Source organism: Streptomyces sp. NPDC048196 (assembly GCF_040652715.1).
Lineage (GTDB): Bacteria > Actinomycetota > Actinomycetes > Streptomycetales > Streptomycetaceae > Streptomyces > Streptomyces siderophoricus.
In genome coordinates this window covers 1-19,666 of sequence record NZ_JBEZMM010000041.1, presented here as the reverse complement: position 1 = coordinate 19,666, position 19,666 = coordinate 1, and the positions used below count along the sequence as shown (strand labels likewise).

Annotated in this window: 15 protein-coding genes, 1 tRNA gene and 2 pseudogenes; 9 read left to right on the top strand and 9 right to left on the bottom strand. The window is 68.5% G+C overall.

Annotation, left to right across the window (positions count from 1 at the left end):
* The first annotated feature begins 4 nt into the window (after positions 1-4).
* Both AB0E02_RS29720 and AB0E02_RS29715 read left to right on the top strand, forming a co-directional pair.
* Entirely contained in the window at positions 5-2,272 is a 2,268-nt protein-coding gene (locus AB0E02_RS29720; RefSeq protein ID WP_362144718.1) for a (Fe-S)-binding protein, read from the top strand.
* A 380-nt stretch (positions 2,273-2,652) separates the two neighbouring features.
* Positions 2,653-3,579 (top strand): Yip1 family protein, encoded by a 927-nt coding sequence (locus AB0E02_RS29715; RefSeq protein ID WP_362144840.1) that lies wholly within the window; start codon positions 2,653-2,655, stop codon positions 3,577-3,579.
* Positions 3,580-3,696: 117 nt separating this feature from the next.
* On the opposite strand, the gene AB0E02_RS29710 is transcribed toward AB0E02_RS29715, so the two are convergent.
* From AB0E02_RS29710 to dcd, 3 genes are all read right to left on the bottom strand, one after another.
* Positions 3,697-5,214: a ricin-type beta-trefoil lectin domain protein gene (locus AB0E02_RS29710; RefSeq protein WP_362144715.1), complete on the bottom strand. Its 1,518-nt coding sequence runs from the start codon at positions 5,212-5,214 to the stop codon at positions 3,697-3,699.
* 274 nt (positions 5,215-5,488) lie between these two features.
* Positions 5,489-5,986, bottom strand: a complete 498-nt coding sequence (locus AB0E02_RS29705; protein ID WP_078872318.1) for a phosphoribosyltransferase — start codon at positions 5,984-5,986, stop codon at positions 5,489-5,491.
* Between the two features lie 94 nt (positions 5,987-6,080).
* Complete coding sequence (dcd, locus tag AB0E02_RS29700) at positions 6,081-6,656, bottom strand: dCTP deaminase (protein WP_030809865.1); 576 nt, start codon at positions 6,654-6,656, stop codon at positions 6,081-6,083.
* Between the two features lie 715 nt (positions 6,657-7,371).
* Between dcd and AB0E02_RS29695 the strand changes: the two genes are divergently transcribed.
* Positions 7,372-7,445 (top strand) — tRNA-Gly (locus AB0E02_RS29695).
* 230 nt (positions 7,446-7,675) lie between these two features.
* Here the strand turns inward: AB0E02_RS29695 and AB0E02_RS29690 are convergent.
* From AB0E02_RS29690 to AB0E02_RS29680, 3 genes and pseudogenes are all read right to left on the bottom strand, one after another.
* Positions 7,676-9,238: an IPT/TIG domain-containing protein gene (locus tag AB0E02_RS29690; RefSeq protein ID WP_362144711.1), complete on the bottom strand. Its 1,563-nt coding sequence runs from the start codon at positions 9,236-9,238 to the stop codon at positions 7,676-7,678.
* 1,293 nt (positions 9,239-10,531) lie between these two features.
* Positions 10,532-10,717, bottom strand: coding sequence for an excisionase family DNA-binding protein (locus AB0E02_RS29685; protein ID WP_362144708.1), 186 nt, complete (start codon positions 10,715-10,717; stop codon positions 10,532-10,534).
* Positions 10,718-10,806: 89 nt separating this feature from the next.
* Positions 10,807-11,336, bottom strand: a pseudogene (locus AB0E02_RS29680) (cell division protein FtsK); the annotation flags it as partial.
* A gap of 423 nt (positions 11,337-11,759) precedes the next feature.
* Here AB0E02_RS29680 and AB0E02_RS29675 point away from each other — a divergent pair.
* The 3 genes from AB0E02_RS29675 to AB0E02_RS29665 all read left to right on the top strand — a co-directional run bounded on the left by AB0E02_RS29675 (position 11,760) and on the right by AB0E02_RS29665 (position 13,417).
* The gene (locus AB0E02_RS29675; RefSeq protein ID WP_362144705.1) at positions 11,760-12,215 is read left to right on the top strand and encodes a UTRA domain-containing protein; all 456 of its coding nucleotides are present in this window, start codon (positions 11,760-11,762) and stop codon (positions 12,213-12,215) included.
* Complete coding sequence (locus tag AB0E02_RS29670) at positions 12,103-12,816, top strand: GltA (protein ID WP_362144837.1); 714 nt, start codon at positions 12,103-12,105, stop codon at positions 12,814-12,816. The genes AB0E02_RS29675 and AB0E02_RS29670 overlap by 113 nt, the downstream gene beginning before the upstream one ends.
* A 127-nt stretch (positions 12,817-12,943) precedes the next feature.
* Positions 12,944-13,417, top strand: coding sequence for a hypothetical protein (locus AB0E02_RS29665; protein WP_362144702.1), 474 nt, complete (start codon positions 12,944-12,946; stop codon positions 13,415-13,417).
* Between the two features lie 83 nt (positions 13,418-13,500).
* Here the strand turns inward: AB0E02_RS29665 and AB0E02_RS29660 are convergent, their stop codons facing one another.
* Positions 13,501-14,304, bottom strand: a complete 804-nt coding sequence (locus AB0E02_RS29660; protein ID WP_362144700.1) for a hypothetical protein — start codon at positions 14,302-14,304, stop codon at positions 13,501-13,503.
* Between the two features lie 559 nt (positions 14,305-14,863).
* Between AB0E02_RS29660 and AB0E02_RS29655 the strand changes: the two genes are divergently transcribed.
* The gene (locus tag AB0E02_RS29655) at positions 14,864-15,211 is read left to right on the top strand and encodes a PadR family transcriptional regulator (RefSeq protein WP_362144697.1); all 348 of its coding nucleotides are present in this window, start codon (positions 14,864-14,866) and stop codon (positions 15,209-15,211) included.
* A complete protein-coding gene (locus AB0E02_RS29650) occupies positions 15,208-15,903 on the top strand; it encodes a hypothetical protein (RefSeq protein ID WP_362144694.1) in 696 nt (231 codons plus the stop codon). Before AB0E02_RS29655 ends, AB0E02_RS29650 begins: the two co-directional genes overlap by 4 nt.
* Before the next feature lie 111 nt (positions 15,904-16,014).
* On the opposite strand, the gene AB0E02_RS29645 is transcribed toward AB0E02_RS29650, so the two are convergent.
* Both AB0E02_RS29645 and AB0E02_RS29640 read right to left on the bottom strand, forming a co-directional pair.
* Positions 16,015-17,019, bottom strand: coding sequence for a C1 family peptidase (locus AB0E02_RS29645; protein WP_362144691.1), 1,005 nt, complete (start codon positions 17,017-17,019; stop codon positions 16,015-16,017).
* 175 nt (positions 17,020-17,194) lie between these two features.
* Complete coding sequence (locus tag AB0E02_RS29640; protein ID WP_362144689.1) at positions 17,195-18,877, bottom strand: sigma-70 family RNA polymerase sigma factor; 1,683 nt, start codon at positions 18,875-18,877, stop codon at positions 17,195-17,197.
* Positions 18,878-19,388: 511 nt separating this feature from the next.
* Here AB0E02_RS29640 and AB0E02_RS29635 point away from each other — a divergent pair.
* Positions 19,389-19,666 (top strand): annotated as a pseudogene (locus AB0E02_RS29635) (hypothetical protein); the annotation flags it as partial.

The following is a 19,666-nucleotide window of genomic DNA, read 5'->3' as shown; positions in this document are numbered from 1 at the left end:
CCTCATGCAACTCGCCGCGATCATCGTGTCGCTGGTCCTCATCGCGATCGGTGTCGCGCTGTTCGGCCGCGCCATCCTGCAGATCTACCGCCAGATGCGGCTCGGCCAGCCCGTACCCGCCGGCACCCGCACCGATGCCCCCGTGCAGCGAACGGTCACCGTGGTCAAGGAATTCCTCGGCCACACCCGTATGAACCGCTGGGGCATCGTCGGTGTCGCGCACTGGTTCGTGGCGGTGGGCTTCTTCTCGCTGCTGCTGACGATCGTCAACGCCATCGGCCAGCTCTTCAAGGCCGACTGGCTCCTGCCGGTCATCGGCGACTGGACGCCGTACAACGTCTTCGTCGAGTTCCTCGGCACCATGACGACGCTCGGCATCCTCGCCCTGATCGTGATCCGCCAGCTGAGCAAGCCGAACAAGCCGGGCCGCAAGTCCCGCTTCGCCGGCTCCAACTTCGGCCAGGCGTACTTCGTCGAGGCCGTCATCCTCATCGTCGGCGTCTGCATCTTCATGCTGCACGCCCTGGAGGGCGCCCAGCACCACGTGGACACCTACGAGGCGTCGTTCTTCATCTCGTACCCGGTGGTCGCCTGGCTCAAGGGCATGGACGTCGGCACGCTCCAGAACGTGACCTACTTCTTCGCCGGTCTGAAGATCGCGACCTCCTTCATCTGGATGATCACGGTCGCCCTGAAGACCGACATGGGTGTGGCCTGGCACCGCTTCCTCGCCTTCCCCAACATCTGGTTCAAGCGCGAGGCCGACGGCGACGTCGCCCTGGGCGCGCTGCAGCCGATGACCTCGGCGGGCAAGCCGATCGACTTCGAGGACCCGGGCGAGGACGACCAGTTCGGCGTCTCCCAGATCGAGCACTTCTCCTGGAAGGGCCTGCTGGACTTCTCCACCTGCACCGAGTGCGGCCGCTGCCAGTCGCAGTGCCCCGCGTGGAACACCGGCAAGCCGCTCTCCCCCAAGCTGCTGATCATGGCGCTGCGCGACCACTCGCACGCCAAGGCCCCCTACCTGCTCGCCGGCGGCGGCAAGGACACGGAGGGCACCGAGCAGGCCACCGAGGAGCAGCTCAAGGACGTGCCCGCGTCGGCGCTGGCCGAGGCCGAGCGCCCGCTGATCGGGACGCTGGAGGAGAACGGCGTCATCGACCCGGACGTGCTGTGGTCCTGCACCACCTGCGGTGCCTGCGTCGAGCAGTGCCCGGTCGACATCGAGCACGTCGACCACATCGTCGACATGCGCCGCTACCAGGTCATGATCGAGTCCAGCTTCCCCTCCGAAGCCGGCACCATGCTCAAGAACCTGGAGAAGAAGGGCAACCCCTGGGGCCTGGCCAAGAAGCAGCGGCTCGCCTGGACCAAGGAGGTCGACTTCGAGGTCCCGGTCGTCGGCAAGGACATCGAGGACCTCACCGAGGTCGACTACCTGTACTGGGTCGGCTGCGCCGGAGCCCTTGAGGACCGCGCCAAGAAGACCACCAAGGCCTTCGCCGAGCTCCTCCACATCGCGGGCGTGAAGTTCGCGATCATGGGTGGCGACGAGGCGTGCACCGGTGACTCGGCCCGCCGCCTCGGCAACGAGTTCCTCTTCCAGCAGCTCGGTCAGCAGAACGTCGAGATGCTGAACATGGCCTTCGGCGAGGACTCGGAGGACGAGTCGACGAAGAAGCCGAAGTCCAAGAAGAAGATCGTCGCGACCTGCCCGCACTGCTTCAACACCATCGCGAACGAGTACCCCCAGCTGGGCGGCGAGTTCGAGGTCATCCACCACACGCAGCTGCTGCAGCACCTCATCGACGAGGGCAAGCTCATCCCCGTCACCCCGGTCGAGGGCCTGATCACCTACCACGACCCCTGCTACCTGGGCCGCCACAACAAGGTCTACACCCCGCCGCGCGAGATCATCGCCAAGGTGCCGGGCCTGCGGAACGAGGAGATGCACCGCCACAAGGAGCGCGGCTTCTGCTGTGGCGCCGGCGGTGCCCGCATGTGGATGGAAGAGCGCATCGGCAAGCGCATCAACAACGAACGCGTCGACGAAGCCCTCTCCCTCAACCCCGACATCGTCTCCACCGCCTGCCCCTTCTGCCTGGTCATGCTCACCGACTCGGTCAACGGCAAGAAGAACGACGGCAAGGCGAAGGAATCCATCCAGGTCGTCGACGTCGCCCAGCTCCTGCTGGACTCCGTCAAGACCCCCACCGACCCGACGGACGAGCCGGAAACGGCGAACGAGCCGGAGCCCGAGCCGGTGAAGTAGCCCACACCTGAAGACCCAAGAAAACCCCGAGTGGGGGTGCACGTGAGAAATCACGCGCACCCCCACTCACCTTTTCCCCCACCCACGGGAGGGGACAGACCGGAGGACGACGTCCGGAGGGCTGTCACCGCACCCAAAAACACCACGCCCGCCGCCAGGCGCAACGGCGAGCAAGCCCCGCGGCGGGACAGACAAGTACGTGCGGGGCGCCGCAAAGCGCGCAACGGCGAGCAACCAGCACGGCGGGACAGACGGGTACGTGGGCCGACAGCCAAGCGCAGCGGACTGTCACAGCTCAGCCCCAAACGCACCCCCATCTCCCCACTCGGCCACCCCGCCCCCGGGGACCAGGTACTTTCGAAGGCGTGGCTGGATTCAGGATGGGTCGCGGACGGGATGCCCGCCCCGCGCAGAACGGACAGCAGGGGCACCAGGGGCAGGCGCAGCAGGCGCCGTACGGGCAGCAGGGGCCGTACGGTCAGCAGGCCGCGCCGCCACCGCACGGGCAGTGGCAGCAGTACGGCGGCGGACCGCAGGGGCAGCCGCAGCAGTACGGCGAGCCCGAGTACTTCGGCGATGCCGGCGGCGCCGGCTACGCACCGTACGGCGGCGACAACAACCCCGGCAGCACCCGGCAGTTCAGCATCGGCGAGGCCCCGGACGCGTACGGCGGGTACCCCGATCAGTACGGCAACGGCCCGGCCGACGGTGAGTACGCCGCCGGCGGCACGTACCGCGCCGGTCAGTCCTCCGCCCCGCCGGCCGGCCCCCGGCTGCACTGGAAGCAGCTGCTGTCCGGCATCGTGCTGCGTCCCGACCCGACGTTCTGGCAGATGCGGGACCACCAGGTGTGGGGCCCGGCCCTGACCGTCACGTTCGTCTACGGCCTGCTCGCGGTCTTCGGCTTCGACAAGGCCCGTGAGGACGTGCTGAACGCCACGCTCTCCAACAGCATCCCCTGGGTGCTGATCACCGCCGTGATGTTCATCGTGGGCAGTCTGATCCTGGGCGCGGTCACCCACACCCTGGCCCGTCAGCTCGGCGGCGACGGTGCCTGGCAGCCGACCATCGGCCTGGCCATGCTGATCATGACGATCACGGACGCGCCCCGGCTGCTGTTCGCGATGTTCCTCGGCGGCGATTCCGCGCTCGTCCAGGTCCTGGGCTGGCTGACCTGGCTCGCCACCGGCTACCTCCTGACCTCCATGGTCAGCAAGTCGCACGACCTGCCGTGGCCGAAGGCGCTCGGCGCCTCCGCGATCCAGCTGGTCGCGCTGCTGGCGCTGCTCAAGCTCGGCACGCTGTAGGCCACGGCCCGGACCGACCCGGCCACACGGCAAGGGCCCGTCCCGGAGCACTCCGCTCCGGGACGGGCCCTTCGCCGTACGGGCCGCCGCCCGTGATCGGCCTACCGGCAGCGGCCGTTACGCGAACCGCTGCCCCGTCGACCCGTCACACGCCCGCAGCCGCAACGGCTCCTTCGGGCCGTCCAGCGTCAGGCAGAGCGACTGCGCGGCGGCCGGCCGGACCGTGCCGTCCGCCGGCCGGGCGAACTGCTGGTTGGCCGCGCCCGAGCAGTTCCACAGCACCAGCCCGGCCCCCGGCTCGTACCGTCCGCCCGGGACGTCCAGGCACCGGTCCTGGGTCAGTCCGACGTGCACCGACCGCTGGTCGCCGTCGTACCACCAGTCCTGGTGGCGCTGGCCGTTGCAGTCCCAGCCGCCGACCACCGTGCCGTTGCTGCTGGCGCCGCCGGTCGCGTCCACACAGCTGCCGGTGGCGGTGTTCCGCAGCGGCCGGTACGCGTCGTCCCAGGCGCCCGGGTACAGCTTCGGCCGCCCGGTGCTCGCCGGGTCCGCGCAGGACGCCTCACGCAGTCCCGGCGCCGCGTACAGCTGGGTCAGGCAGGAGGCGAACGCCGCATGCCCGCGCGCGTTGGGGTGGAAGGACTGCCGCACCGAATTGGAGTCGGGCGGGAAGGGGTTGGTGAGGTTCACGTACAGCCCGCGCGCCCAGGTGTCCTCCATGCACACCTCGTGGCCGTGGAAGAGCCGCGAGGCGTCGAGGTAGGTGACGCCGGTGTCCTGCGCGATCTTCCGGACGCCGCGTTCGAAGGCCGGTACGGCGGTGTTGCGGCCCCAGCCGGCGTCGGAGGTGTAGCCCGTGCAGCCGCCCGGCAGCTTCCCGGGGAAGTGCGGGTTGTCCTCCACGTCCGGCCCGATGGGGCTCGGGTACGACATCACCACGAGCCGGTAATCGCCGTCCGCGTACCCCGCGTTGCGCATCACGGTCCGCAGGTCGTTCAGCGTCCGCTCGATCTTCGGCACCAGCGCGTCGACCCGCGCCTGCCACCCCGGCCGGTACTTCGGCTCGCAGGTGCCCTGGAACAGGAACCAGTGCTCCACGCAGTCCGTCATCACCGGCCCGAACTGCAGGTCGTCATTGGCGCCGGCCACCAGGAGCACCATCTTCAGCCGGGTGTTGCGGGCCGCGATCGCCAGGCTGTCGCTCTGCACCAGCTCATCGGCGTACTGCTTGCTGCCGCCGATGACGATGTTCCCGCTGTACGCGCCCGAGCACGCGACGTTGTACGTGACGTCGGCCGCGATGCCGGTCCGGTGGATCGCCGCGTCCGGTGACCGGTGGCACCAGTTGGTGGGCCCGTCGGTCCCCGGCTCGTACGTCCCGACGCCCTCGCCGGAGATCTCGCTGTCGCCGAGCGAGATCAGCGAGGTCTTGCGCTCGGCGAGCGGCCGCTCGGCCGGGTCCCCGTAGAGCTTGACCGCCTCCTGCGCCCGGACCTTCTCCAGCTCGGGCGGCAGCGGTGTGGTGGCCGTGATCGTCGCCCGCCCGCTTCCGCCCGCGGCCCCGGTGGCGGCACTCGCCCCGCCACCCGCCGCCAGGGAGAACACCACCCCCAGCACCGCGGCCGAGCCCACCACCGCACCCCGTAAGCCACCGACCCCGCGCCACCCGTGCCCCGCCCGTCTCACACCTCTCGTACGCACCCTGCGGCCTCCCCTCCGGTCTGCTGTTACCGCGGGTTGTACTCGCAAGTAAGCCCCGGCGGAACACCGACAACGCCATTGGCCGAAAGACGCACCCAGGACGCACAGGACCGCACGCCCTCACCCACCGCACACAACGCAAAAGGGAGTCGGCCGAAGCCAACTCCCTTGCGTTATTGCGTTATTGAGCTATGCGGAACTTACGGGGTCACGCGTCGAGGATCTGCCCCTCCCGCCGGACCACCGGCGGTTCGACGCTCCACGGGAAGTTGATCCAGTCGTCCGTGCGCTTCCAGACGTACTCGCACTTCACCAGGGAGTGCGACTTCTCGTAGATCACGGCGCTGCGCACCTCGGCCACGGTCTCCAGGCAGAAGTCGCGCACCAGCTTCAGCGTCTTGCCCGTGTCGGCCACGTCGTCGGCGATCAGCACCTTCTTCTCCGAGAAGTCGATCGCGTTCGGGACCGGCGCCAGCATGACCGGCATCTCCAGGGTGGTGCCCACGCCGGTGTAGAACTCCACGTTCACCAGGTGGATGTTCTTGCAGTCCAGCGCGTACGCCAGACCGCCCGCGACGAACACGCCGCCCCGGGCGATCGACAACACGATGTCCGGCTCGTACCCGTCGTCCGCGATCGTCTGCGCCAGCTCGCGGACCGCCCCGCCGAACCGCTCGTACGTCAGGTTCTCCCGTACGTCACTCACGAATCTCTCTCAGACCTTCTCTGTTTCGACCTACGACCTGGTCCACGGGCAACGACCTCGGCCCGACCCGCGGCGCCCCCCGCCGCGGACGGCCTCACACCTTCGAACGGTGGAAATTCCGGAACGACCGGGACGGCGTCGGGCCGCGCTGCCCCTGGTAGCGCGAGCCGTACCGCTCGCTGCCGTACGGGTGCTCGGCCGGCGAGGTCAGCCGGAACATGCACAGCTGCCCGATCTTCATGCCGGGCCACAGCTTGATCGGCAGCGTGGCCACGTTGCTCAGCTCCAGCGTCACGTGTCCGCTGAACCCCGGGTCGATGAACCCGGCGGTGGAATGCGTCAGCAGCCCGAGCCGCCCGAGCGAGCTCTTGCCCTCCAGCCGCGAGGCGAGGTCGTCGGGCAGCGTGATGACCTCGTACGTCGAGGCGAGCACGAACTCACCCGGGTGCAGGATGAACGCCTCGTCCCCCTCCGGAACCACCTCACGGGTCAGGTCGGACTGCTCGACGGCGGGGTCGATGTGCGGGTAGCGGTGGTTCTCGAACACCCGGAAGTAGCGATCGAGACGCACGTCGATACTGGACGGCTGCACCATCGACTCGTCATAGGGGTCGATGCGCACCCGGCCGGCATCGATCTCGGCCCGGATGTCCTTGTCTGAGAGAAGCACGCAGACGAGGATACGCGCCCGCACCACCCCCACCGCACGACGAGGGCCCGGCCCCACCAGGGACCGGGCCCACCACCCTCGGACGATCAATCCACTCGCGCCCGACGACGCAGATCACTACCGCTACGGATCGATCACCACCGCTGCTACGGGTTGCTCGCCGTCGCTGCCATGGGATCGATCACTCCCGCTGCTACGGGCTGATCGCTCTCGCCGCCGCGATGCGATCACTCCCGCTCCTACGGGCTGATCGCTCTCGCCGCTGCGGATCGATCGCTCCCGCTGCTACGGGTTGATCACTACCGCTTCGCGTGCTCGACGGGCACCGCATGCCGCAGCCGAGCACAGCGCGGGCAGCGCAACAGCCGTCCGGGACCGAGCCGGTCGGTGGTCTGCATCGGGAACGAAGCGGTGCTGAACACGTGGCCCTCGGCACAACGTACGACGGTGCGCTCCATCAAGTCCCTCTCCCAACTGCGTGGACAACAAAAGCCACATTAGGGGATGAACTGGGCGCCACCACACGCGGCACTCCGAGCCCCCACCGTACGCCCCAACTCCCGCCCCGCACACCCGCATCCCGCGGGCCGCGCACCCGCGCGCCGACCCCTCTCCTCACCCCGCCCGACCCCACCCGGACATGCCAAATGCACCGCGGGGCGGCGATGGGGTAGAGTGTGCGACGATGTTCCGCTCGCGCACGAGGCGGAATAACGCGGGTGTAGTTTAATGGTAGAACATGAGCTTCCCAAGCTCAGAGCGCGGGTTCGATTCCCGTCACCCGCTCCATAGTTGAGGCCCAGGTCGGAGACCTGGGCCTTGTTTGTTGGCCGGACCAGTACAGGCGCTCCGCACCAGATCCGCACCTGCCGTGCGTCAGCAGGCACGGAGGAATGTTCCGGGTGGGGTGCCCGCTCGACCGTCAATGATCCGCTGGACAGGCCATAAGGCCCTTCCGTGCGCTCCTGTTCCGGAGCGCACGGAAGGGCGGCGGAGCCGTTCCGGTGACCGGCCGGAGGTCAGGGTTCGATGACCGGTGCGCTGGCGCTGGACGGGGACAGGATGGCCGTCGGGGTGACCGCGCCGGCGAAGCTGACCTCGTAGCCGCCGTTCAGGAGGATCAGCGTCAGGGTGAGCGTCTCGTTCACCCGGGCGATGCCCTGGGCGTCGGTGTTGGCGATGCCCAGGACGTTGCTGCCGGCCTTGAAGAGGATCGGCTGGTTGGGCACCGGAAGGCCGGTGACCTGGTCGGTCAGCGTGGCCGTCAGGAACGGGAAGTACACGTGCGGCGGGAACAGCTTCGCCAGCGCCGGGGTCGCGGTCAGCGAGGTGGCGTGGACGGGGAGGATGTAGGTGAAGCCGCCCACCAGAGTGGCGCTGCCACCAGGAGTGATGACGGTGACGTCCGCGGGACCGGCCGCACCGGGCGGAGTGATGGCCGTGATCTGCGTACCGGTGGAGTTGACCATCACGCCGGTGGCGGGATTGCCGCCGATGGTGACGCTCGCCCCGGTCAGGTTGGTGCCGGTGATCGTCACCGGCGTGCCGCCCGCGATGGGCCCTTGGTTGGGGGTGATGCTGCTGATCGTCGGGTCGAACTGGATGACGCTGACACTGGCCCCGGCGATGTTGGTGACGTAGACCTTGTTGTTGGGGGCGACCACCAGGGCGATCGGCTGGTTGCCGACGGGGATCGGGGCGCCGACGACCATGTTGGTGGCGGAGTCGATCACCGTGACGTCGTTCGACCCCCGGTTGGCCGTGTAGACGTTGCCGTCGGCACCGGCCGTGATGCCCCAGGGGTTGGTGCCGACCGGGATCGGGGCGCCCACGACGGTGTCCGAGACGGTGTTGATCACCGTCACGTTGTTGGACCCGATGTTGGCGACGTAGGCGTTGCCGTTGGGCGCGATCGCCACGAAGTTCGGCTGGGAGCCGACGGGAATCGTGGTGAGGACCGTGCTGGTGGCGGTGTCGATCACCGTCACGGTGTTCGCGTTCCGGTTGGCGACGTAGGCCTTGCCGTTGGGGGCGACCGCGATGCCGACCGGGCCGCTGCCGGTGGGGATCGCGGCGCCGACAGTGGTGTTGGTGGTGGTGTCGATCTCCTGCACGCTGTTCGCCGTGAAGCGGCTTACGTAGACGTTTCCGCTGGGGATGACCGCCGCCGCGGCGGGGCCGCCGCTGAGGGAGATCGTGGTGAGGACGGTGCTGGAGGCGGTGTCGATCACCGTCACGGTGTTGGAGACGTTGTTGGGGACGTAGGCGTTGCCGTTGGGGGCGACGGTCAGCCAGACCGGCGTGGTGCCGGTCGGGATCGCGGCGCCGATGACGGTGTCCGTGGCGGTGTCGATGGTCTGCACGTTATTCGACCCGGAGTTGGTGACGTAGAGGTCACCGTTGGGGATGAACGCCAGCCCGACCGGGTTGGTGCCGACGGGGATGGACGTGACCGCCAGGAAGATGCGCACCGGCGCCGCCGTCCGGTTCACCTCTCCCGCCGCGGCGGCCGGCTGCGCCTGGCCGAGGAGGGGAGCCGTGCTCAGCAGTTCCTGCCCCGGCGACTGAACTAGGGAATTCATGTGGACCCCTTCGGTGGGGGGGCCGCCCGGGTCCTGACACATCCCTGCGTGGGGAAGAGCACAGGCCCGGTGATCCCTGTCCGGGGCACCACACAGCACAGCCGCGGCCACAGGCCGCAGGAGCACCACAACACGGCGGGCTGCGCACCCCCGAGGAGGGATGGGCAGCCCGTTTGGTTCGGTATGAGCCTTCTCCCCACGTCGCGCGACGGCGAAACGTCCCCGCCCGCGGCGCCCGTCCACCGCGAGTGCCCTCCGCCGGCGATCGAACCGAAGCCTGCGGCTGCCGCCCCGGCTGCGGCTGAGCTCCATCAACGCATCAGAGGGCCTGCGCATGGCCACTCATGAACATTCCGGCGTGACAACGGCCGCAACGCACCTTCGATGGCGAAGCGCCCTCCCTTCTCACGTCCAAATCCCACAACGGTCGGCAGCCCGAAGCACTCCACCAAAAGCGTCGCGATCGGCCGTGCCCCCTCCGTGCCCTTGAGTCCGGTCGACACCGGTCACGAGGGGCGCGACGGGACACCAGCGGACGACTGCGAGACCAGCGTTTCCCCGGGCTGGAGCCGAGTGATCAACCCAAGCCCGGTTGATTCCCAAGCTCAGAGCGCGGGTTCGATTCCCGTCACCCGCTCCAAGAACTCAGGCCTAGCTCAGAGGTACAACCCTCAAGCTGGGCCACTGTGTTGTCCAGACTGATTCAGACACCGCGCACCGCCTCTGCACCACCTGCCCCACATTCGGCCGGTCAGAGCCCTTCTTGCGAGCAACTCAAACCATCTCGCCCAGCTCGCCCGCCACCTCCCGCTGCCTCTCAAGGTCGGAGTGTTGATAGATCAGCGCGGCCTTCTCGGCCGACTGCCCAGTCCGCACCATCGTTTTCCTTCACCGTGGCGCCGGACAGGGTGACCAGCGTGTGCCAGTGTGACGAAGGTCTAGAAGCGGAAGTTCTCCGGCATCCTCACCGTCGCACGGGCCCGGCGCCACTTCCGCCCGAAGGAGGAGCGGCGGAAGGGCGCGTCCTTCTCCCCCACGAACAGCAGCCCGGGCCCCGTTCACCGACCCACTTCAGCGCGTGGGCCTCGAAGTTGTCGGCACCGGCGTCCGTGTCACGCCAGTCGCCACGGTGAGATCCGCCTCGATCTGCGGGAGCCACACTTTCACGTCTGTCTTGGTGTCAAAGGTGTCCGGCGACCGTCGCCGTCCGCCGGTCAGATCGAGATAGGAGGCTGTCCAACGGCCGGAGCGGTACTGCCGTACCGCTCCGAAGCGCCGCATGGCTTTCCAGCTTTAGGCCCCCGCCTGGGCACTATGCGGCCCTCCTACGCGGCACCCGTCGCAGTACGGGCACGTATGCGCGGCCAGGTACTCGGCCACAGCGCTCTCCGGCACGAAGACGTGACGCCGATCCTTGACGTAAGTGATGCCCCGCTCTGCGACGAGGCGTCGAACGAACCGTTTACTTCCCAGGAACATGGCGGCTTCCCCTCGGACAGATGGCGCAAGCAAGCCACTCGCCTCTCTGTGCATTTGCCGAGCGGACAGCCCGGACAGCTTCCATTCCACCACCGCGCCGAGGCGTTCGCGGAGATGCCGATGGGCTGCGCCTTGGCGTCCGGCCGCTGGGTGGCCAGCAGCAGCACGATCTCCGTGGCGGGGCCGCGCTTGACCAGGTCGGTGCAGATCTCCTCGTACTCGTCCTTGTACTTGGGGTACTCGAAGAAGACCTGGCACTCGTCCACCCCGATCACGCTCGGGTGCAGCCCGAGTTCTTTCTTGCTGGCCAGCTCGGACATCACCTTCAACTCCGGGCAGATGTCGCGCGACAGGGAGCGGACCATCTTGGTGCGTCGCCGCAGCTCGGTGCGCAGATCGCGGAAGTCGCGGATGGCATACTCGATCGCTTCGTCGTCGTCACCGACGGCGTGCCGGTGGGAGATGCGGTCACCGACAGGGCCCAGGCCGCCGGTGCCCTTCATGTCGTAGGTATGCAGCTCAGTGCGGGGGTCCAGGGCGGCGATGAGCAGCAACAGACGGAGAAGGAAGGTCTTGCCATGCGGGGGATGGCGCCGATGATGCCCGCGACGTACATCAGGAGATCGCTTCCTTCCCAACTCCGAGGTCGCCGAGCGCTTCGACGTGAGCGGCAACGCCCAGGCGGCCTGTCCAGGCCCTCAAAAAGCGCGGCCTGCCATCCGGCAAGGTGGGCGGCAAGACGTGGTTCAGGGCCTCTCGGCCCTTCCCCCTACGCAGCAACGACAACTACCACCGCGAAAAACGACGGGCGCAGTTGTCGGAGGATGAGCGTCGGAGCTGGGGAATATCGGACCCAGCACGACCACCTCCGTAGCGAAGGTGGTCGCGGATGCAGTTCAGTAGGCGATCGTGGACCTGCCAGAACACGTGGCGGACCTCGTTGGACCTGACCTCCGCCCAAAAGGTGCTGCGAAAGTCAGCCCGGCGCTGCAATTCGCACGGAGAGGGGGCGAGCACCGCCGTGTCCTAGCTTCCATACGACGTGGTGTCGCCCAATCCGGAGACCCTTGATCCGAACCATGAACCTTGGCCTGGTGGCACGCAGCACCAGCTGTCCGCCCTCGGTATCGGCGTTGCCCGGATCGAGGACCGAGTGACGGCTGACATACCGTCCGAGGAAGAAGTCGAGGAGCAGGACATCCCGCCAGGGGTCCTGATGATCCGAGTTCGGAAGATCACCTATGACACCGACGACAGAGTTGTCGAGGTCACTGGCAACCCGTTCCCGACCGAGCAGAGCTACGGTTCATTACGCGATTGGAGCGCTGGGCATAATGCCGACTATTTCCGTGATCACCCCGGTCTACGACGGCGGAGACGCCTATTTGCTGGAGACGTACGAGTCCGTAGCGGCCCAACAGCTCCCGACCGGGTGGTCTCTCCAGTGGCTCGTCCAGGAGGACGGCAAGACAGGACGGCCTCTCGATCGGTTGCCTGACCGGCCGTGGATCTCCAAAGATGCCAGCCGGGCCGGCGGTGCCGCACGCACGCGTACCCTTGCTCTGCCTCGCGCCGAAGGGTTGCTGACACGCACGCTGGATGCCGATGACCTGTTCCCGGACGAGCACACGCTCGCGCGCGACATCGAGGCCCTAGCCGCCAACCCGGACCTGGGGTGGACGGTCGCACCGGCCGTCGACCTGTACCCCGATGGACAACTCGTCCCCGGCCCGTGCGATCCCCCACCCGGCCGTCTCCCGTCCGGCTACCTCGCCGAGGGCCTGCGCGCGGGCACCCTGCCGGTCATGGGCACTACCGCGACCATCTACACAGAACTGCTGTTGGCACATGGTGGCTGGCCTGCCATTCCTGCATTTGAGGATGTCGGCCCGCTGCTGGCCGCCGAGGCATGCGCTGACGGGTGGATGCAAGAGAAGCCCGGCGAGATCTACCGAAAGCACTCCGCCCAGCAAACCGCGGCGTCGGATTACCAGGACGAATCCGAAAGGACCATCCGCATCGGGATAGTTCTCAGTCGCGCTGATGTGCTCCGTCGCCTTCACTGGACATGGCAGCCGCGCGAGCCGGTCACGATCTAGGCAGCTCGGCCAACCCGCCTACGGCCTCGAAACATGTGAAGGGGCGACCCGCTTCACTTGCGATCGGATCGCTCCTTCATATGCGTACTCGCCACCCGCCGAGGCAGGTTGACGCTATGTTTGGCTGGTGATCAGTCAGATAGTCACCCTTGTTGGGGTGCTCATCGGTGCTCTGACCTCGTACTTAGCCACAGCTTCGGCCGAACGCGCCAGGCACCGACGCACTCTGGAGACGCGTTGGGACGAACGGAAGCTGGCAACGTACATCGAGTACATGGCCCTGGTAAAAGAGGCGCAGAGAGCGGCCAAGGAGGCGTGGGCGAGCCCTGAGGATTGCACGCGGGCTCTTGCCACAATGGAAGCTGCGGAGGGGAAGCGCTCTCTTGCTTTCGAGTCCTTGGTCTTGTTGGCGCACCCCTCTGCTATCGAGGCGGCACATGAGGTGAATCGCGCCTTATGGCGAGTCATTGTGCAAGCGCGTGAGCTCAGCACAGTCGCGCTGCCGACACCGGAAGTGATACACGCGCTCAATGTTCTTCACCAGGAAGCGCGGCGAGACCTCGGCATCGATGACGCGCAGTTCGCGACAGCCGGGCCGTAGGTACATGAACGCGTCGCTGCTGCCGGCGGGACCTCAGGGGCGCTGTCTCTGTGGTCTGCGAGAGACCACCATTGGTCGCCTCTCTACAACGGGACGTGTCCCGGGGCCAACACCAGCGCGGATGTGGCGTCGCCCTGCTGGGGAAAGTCGGCAACGGCAAGCTTGACCTGTTCCTCGCATCCCGTGCTCGCGCATTCACAGGCGAACTCTAAGACGGTGGTTCGGACGTCGCCGAGTGATTGAGCCCACGGGCGGGTGTAAAACGTGAGGTACTGTGAGACGAGGGCACAATTTGCGTACCGCAGCAGTTGCCGCCGCTCCAGGGCCGTCGTCGCCGTGTCGCCGTCGGCTAATGCGTCGGCGAATAGGTCCTCAACCTCAGCAACCGTGTCTTCGACGCTCTGATAGCCATCCAGGATCAGTCGGCGAGAGCCGTACCTCTCAACCTGGTCAGTGATCGCACGGCGCAAATGCTCGTATAGCTCGCGCACTCCGTTCGGCAAGCCGCGCTCGATCAACCGAGCCCGCTGCAGCTCTGGCGCGGGAAGTAGCCACACAGCACGGCTGCCATAGCGGGCGATTGATGGCGTGATGGGGGTGCCCTCCGCGACGGTCAGCGGTTTGGACGGCAGGTCCAGGAGATCATCTACGATCATCGGCCCCCGCTCATAGTGCAGTGACATCGCCAACCGGTCCGCCATCGGAACCGTCCAGCGCTCTTTGATCGGCAGCTGCTCAAAACGGAGAGCAGCCGCGTGACCAGCGACAATAGCCCTGTCGCGGTGCTCCCAGGTGTGAGCGTCGGCGTTGTACCAACGCAGTCCATGACGACGCGCGAGCAGCCTGGCGACCGTGGTTTTCCCGGCCGCGGGCGGTCCCCCAATCAACAGGGTCGACCTTAAGTCCCCCACCATCCCTCCCAACGGCCGCTGGGACACGTCCGGCCCATACACATGTCGTTCAACTTGATTTCAGAATAGGGGCCTTGGCGTCGAGCTTTCTACGGGGTCACGTGGAGCATTGAACTCCGGCGGGACGCCCGTGAACCCCGCCCTGACCTGCACCCGCTGGCAGGTGTCCCAGCTGTCCGGGCTGTCCGGCTCAGAGGCCTGTAACACCGGGGGTGTTACAGCCTCGCCGGCGAAGCCGTCCCCCTGTAGGTCGCAGGCGCCGAAGGCGTCTTCCTTCCAGTGGCAGCCGCACCACTCCGCTCCATAGTTGAGGCCCAGGTCGGAGACCTCGGCCTTGTGTGTTGGCCGGACCGGTTCAGGCACCGCAGGCACCGCGGGCGCCGCCCGGTGTCCGGCTCGCCGGTGGTGCAGGAGCCGACGGTGCGGAACCCGGCGGTGCGGAACTCGACGTTGTCCAGGCCGCATTCGAAGGCTCCCGCTATCTTGCACCGCACTATCTTGTAGTGCATGACTCTTGCTGTGTAAGGTACTGGCCATGGAAGAGACGTCCGCCCCCCGCGCCCAGTGGCTGCGAGGGGTGCTGGACATGTGCCTGCTGGCTCTGATGGCGGAGGCGCCGGTCTACGGCTATGAGATGACCGTCCGGCTCGCCAAGGTGGGGCTGGAGGTCGCCGACGGCTCGATCTACCCGGCGCTGGCGCGCTTGCGCAAACGCGAGTTGGTCACGGTCGAACGCCGCAGCGGGGGCGGGGGGCCCGCCCGTACCTACTACATGCCCAGCGAAGCGGGCATGCGGATGCTCCGGTCGTGGGGCCGCGACTGGCGCGAATTCGCCACGAGCATCGACAGCATCATCGGCGCACCTGCGCGGGAGGAATCATGACCCTGACGGTCGAGGACGCGACGCACCAGGCCACGGAGACGTGGCGCCGCCTCGGCGTCGAACAGGGCGCGGCCGATGAGATGGCCGAGGAGCTGGCCGCGGACCTGACTGCCGCCGCCGCGGACGGCAGGTCGGTCGCCGACTACATCGGCGGCGACATCAAGGCGCTGGCCACCTCGTGGGCCGACGAACGCGGTCTGCTGACGGAGCGCCGGCATCTGAAGGAGACCGCCGTCGCGGCGGCCCAGGGCGCCGCTCTGCCCGCCCTTGCCGCCCTCGCCTTCTGGTACGTGTCCTGGTCCCACCTCCTCGACCCCAGCAGCGAGTCCCTGGCCACCACGCTCGACGGACATGTGCACCAGGAGGTGCGCGAGTTCGCCAACCCCGGCGTCCCGTTGATGTGGGTGGGCCTGCCCCTCTGCGTGGTCGCCGCCTTCTTCTTGATCCGGCGCGCCGTGCGCGGGACGCTCCAGTACCACCACGCCGCCGCGAGCGAAGCGACCGTGCAGGCCCTGACCAGGGCTCTTCCCGTCATTCTGGTGGCAGCGGCCGTGCTGGCCGTCGCGATCGGCTACTTCGGGGACCAGGTGATCGGGACCTACCAGCTTCTCTTCACCGCCCCCATGGCGCCGGCCGGCATGATCGGCGCCGTCGCAGGCGGGGCGGCCTGGGTTCGGAAGCGCATCTGCTAGGGCCGCGCGGGTTCGATCCCCGTCACGCGTTCCCATGGCGAAGGCCCCGGTCGGTGGACGGCCGGGGCCTTGTTGGGTGTTCGGGGCCTTGGGTGTCGGCGGGGGTGGGTGTCAGCGCTTGATGAGTTTGCCGACGGCGTTGGCCTCCCATGTCTGGGCGGTCAGGGTCTTCCAGGACAGGTTGATGAATCCGTGGTCGCCCCAGCCGGAGCCCCAGGAGTTCTCCACCCGTACTCCCTTGCTGTTGTAGCCGATGACGGCCATCGCGTGGCCGCCTGCCACGGGGTCACCGGCCGTCGGGGAGTAGGTGTAGGAGGCGGCTGCTCGGGGAGTGACGGTGAAGAAGCTGTTGTGTACCGGCATCGCGACGGTGACCGGCAGGCCCTTGGCGAGCGCCGCCTTCACCTCGGCCGGCAGCCGGCTTCCGGTGTGCAGGGGGGTGTACCCGGACAGCTTCCACTTCGTCGCGTTGCTCGTCTCGCCGGCTGTGGGCTGGGTGGTGTAGTCGAAGTCGCCTTGCCAGTAGTGGGACTTGGCGTCGACGCCCTGCTTCATCGCGATCCTGAAGTGGTCGGCCAAGGAGGTCCCCCGCTGCTGGCCCTTGACGACCTGTGCGTAGGTGAACATGGGCGCCTGGGGGCCGCCGGAGATCTTCTGCTCGCGCTCCAGGACGCCGTAGGCCGTGTAGTCGACGGCCCATGCGGCGCAGGACCCGACCTGGCCCTGGTTGCCGGGGGCGGGCGCGTACTTGCTCAGGTCGACGCTTGCGGGGAGGACGGCTCGGGTCGCCGAAGGCCTCGCTCCGACCGTGGCGCCGGGCGCGAGCGCCGCCAGCCTGGGCCCCAGGGTCTTGCCGAGCGCGTCCGTCCGGCCGTTCTCCCGGGACGGCACCGCGCCGGTGGCGAAGCGTTTCGGCTTTCCGGCCGCCGTACCGGGTATCTGCGACGCCCCGGCGGTTGCCGCACGGGGGTCGGCGGTCTTCCGGGGGGCGGTCGACCCGGTGGCCGCCGAGGACACCCCGACGGTGACGGCGCCGGCCACACCTGCTGAGGCCAGTGCGATCAGCGCACGCGACCTGCCGCTCATCGCCTTCCACCGGTGCGAACCGTGACTCATGGGTGTCCTCATTTCTTGCGCAGGCAAAGTGCAGGGCAGGGCGGTGCGGTGTCCTGCCCTGCCAGAGAGTTGGGTGTCAGGGACCTGACAGTTAGAGGAGATCCTTCGGGGTGGGGTGGATAACAGGAAAGTGGGGCGGGAGGGGGAACTCCCGGGTGCGGGGGCGTGGGTTGGGTCAGTCGGAGAAGTCCTGGGTGAGCCAGACGGTGCCGTTGGCGTCCCGGTGGACGCCTATGCCGACGTGGTGGAACGTCGTGCTGAGGATGTTCTGGCGGTGTCCGTCGTTGGGCGGCTTCTCGTTCAGCATGGACCGGGTCAGGCCGACGGCGGCGGAGGCGATCTCCTGGGGGTCCGGCCCCGCTGTGGCCCGCCCGATGTTTTCGCCGGCCGCTCCCCAGTGCACGCCCTGGGCCGTCTCCCGGTCCCCCAGCGGCGCTTCACCGGGGCACTGGTGGGACAGGCCGCAGCCGTCGTCCATCACGCCGTTGTGGGCCTGTGCGCTGCGGGTGAGCCCCGAGGCGAGGGTGTAGGGCGGCAGACCGTGGTCGGCCCGCGCCTTGTTGATCACGGCGAGGACCTGCTGGGCGGGGTCAACTGCCTGGCTCTGCCGGGGTGTCGGGGTCGGTGATGGGGTCAGCGGCGGGCGGGCGGGCCGTTCGTCCCGGCTCGCCGCGGGGGCCGACCTGCGGCTCGGCGCGGCCGTGGGACGCGAGGGGGTCGTGCTGGTGGAACGGCGGACCGAGGGTTCGGGGGTGGGCGAGCTCGCCGATGCCGTCGCGGGCAGGTGCCGGGGCGCGGCTGCCGCGCTCGTGGTGTCGTGGCCGCCGCCGGAGGGCACGAGGGCGAGGGACAAGGCGGCCGCGGCGGCGGTGGCGGTCACGGCGGCGCCTCCGGCGACCGCGCTCACGCCGCGGGGGCGGGCCTGCAGGATCCGGCGGACGCCCCGGCCGCCCGCCTTGGGCGCGCGGTGCGCTCCCCGCCGTACCGCCGCCCTGACCACCTGTTCGCCGCCGTTGCCGGGGATGTCCTGCCGGGAGGCGACGGGGGCGAGGTTGACGACGGACGCGCCGTGCGTGCCGGACAGCAGCCAGATCAAACCGGCCGCCGGCGGCACCAGGCCCAGACCGACGAGCAGCCCTTCCGCCGGGACCAGGCCGATCCAGTACCCCGAACACGCCGCGCAGCCCCGCGCGTGCCGGGCTATTCGCTTACGCCACAGCGCGGAGGGGACGCCGTCCCAGTGCGCCACCATCGCCAGCAGTTCCCCGCAGCGCGGCTCCGCCGACAGCGCACGCACCACGACCCTGGCCGTCTCCAACTGGGTCTTCATCCGCTGCACCCGTACCGCGGTGTGCTGCGGGGTCAGCTCCAGGGCGACCGCGACCTCTTCCCGGGTGAGCTCGCCCGCGGCCTCCAGCCACCACAGCGACAGCAGTGCCCGGTCGTTCTCGTCCAGCCACCGGGTCGCCTCGGCGACCTCCCGGCGCTGACCGGCCAGGCCCAGGCGGAAGATGGTCAGATCGACGAAGTCGGTGGCCGGATCGGCGAGGTCGGCGACGTCGTCCACCCTGGTGTCGGTCGGTGCCGCCTGCCTGCGGTTCCAATGCCGGCGTATCTCGTTCATCGTCACGGCCACCAGCCAGGAGCGGAACCGGTCGGGATCGCGGAGCCCGTCGAGCCCCTGCAACATGCGGAGCATGACCTCCTGCACCACATCGTCGACATCGGCATGGCCGCGAAGGGCGCGGCCCACGATGTTGTAGACCAGCGGCAGGAAGCCGGTCACGAGCTCGTCCTGCGCCTGCTGATCCCCAGCACGCGCGGCCACCACAGTCGCTGCTCCAGGATGTGGGTTCACGTTCCGGCTTCCTTCCTCGCTGTGCAATCGGTCGTGCGATCGGATGCGATCGGTCGTGCCATCGGTCATGCGATCGGTCGTGCCATGCCTGGGGATCCTCCCGCCCTGGCCGGATAACAGAAAACCTCGGCTTCTTCGGCGGGGACCGGCGCGGGTGCGGGGGCGGGTGCGGGGGCGGGTCCGGAGGCGGGCGCGGAGGTGGGTGCCGGGGCGGGTGCGGTACGGGTCGGGGCCGGCCTCCCGTCCTCCGTCGTCCACAGCTGTGGAAAGAGAAAAGCGGCCGGAAGCCGGGGCCGACCGCTTCGCCGTCCGCACGGCAGCGCTTGTTAGTGGGGCGTTACCGGTGCGCTAGTGATCGCCGCGAGAGTCGTACACGTCCACGGGCGTTGGGGGACGGGCGGCGCGGCCCGCGTCCGCGGAACCTCCGTATCCGACTCCCCCTCTCTCTTCGGGTGTCCCACTTCGCCGGGGGCCACTTACCAGAACTTCGAACCAATGCGATGGGATCGTCATGCGTGAATTCAGCCGCCGCCGGATATTCGGGCTCGGCGCAGGGGCGGCGGCGGCGCTGTCGGTCGCCGGGTGCTCCTCCGCCGGTTCGTCGGCCTCGGACAAGGTCGGGACCACGCCGGGGAAGGGGGCGCAGGGCCGGCCGATCGGGGACGGGTCGACGGCGTACACCGGTAAGCAGCCCCATCAGCCGTCCAGGCCGGAGCGGTTGGCGCCGGGGCAGAAGCCGCCGCAGTTCGTGGTGTTTTCCTGGGACGGTGCGGGGGAGGTGGGAAATGG

Excerpts from the sequence above, each read along its gene's own strand:
- AB0E02_RS29720 (WP_362144718.1), top strand. The coding sequence starts at position 5 with ATGCAACTCGCCGCGATCATCGTGTCGCTGGTCCTCATCGCGATCGGT.
- AB0E02_RS29715 (WP_362144840.1), top strand. The coding sequence starts at position 2,653 with ATGGGTCGCGGACGGGATGCCCGCCCCGCGCAGAACGGACAGCAGGGG.
- AB0E02_RS29690 (WP_362144711.1), bottom strand. The coding sequence starts at position 9,238 with ATGAATTCCCTAGTTCAGTCGCCGGGGCAGGAACTGCTGAGCACGGCT.
- AB0E02_RS29685 (WP_362144708.1), bottom strand. The coding sequence starts at position 10,717 with ATGTTCCTGGGAAGTAAACGGTTCGTTCGACGCCTCGTCGCAGAGCGG.
- AB0E02_RS29655 (WP_362144697.1), top strand. The coding sequence starts at position 14,864 with ATGGAAGAGACGTCCGCCCCCCGCGCCCAGTGGCTGCGAGGGGTGCTG.
- AB0E02_RS29650 (WP_362144694.1), top strand. The coding sequence starts at position 15,208 with ATGACCCTGACGGTCGAGGACGCGACGCACCAGGCCACGGAGACGTGG.
- AB0E02_RS29645 (WP_362144691.1), bottom strand. The coding sequence starts at position 17,019 with ATGAGTCACGGTTCGCACCGGTGGAAGGCGATGAGCGGCAGGTCGCGT.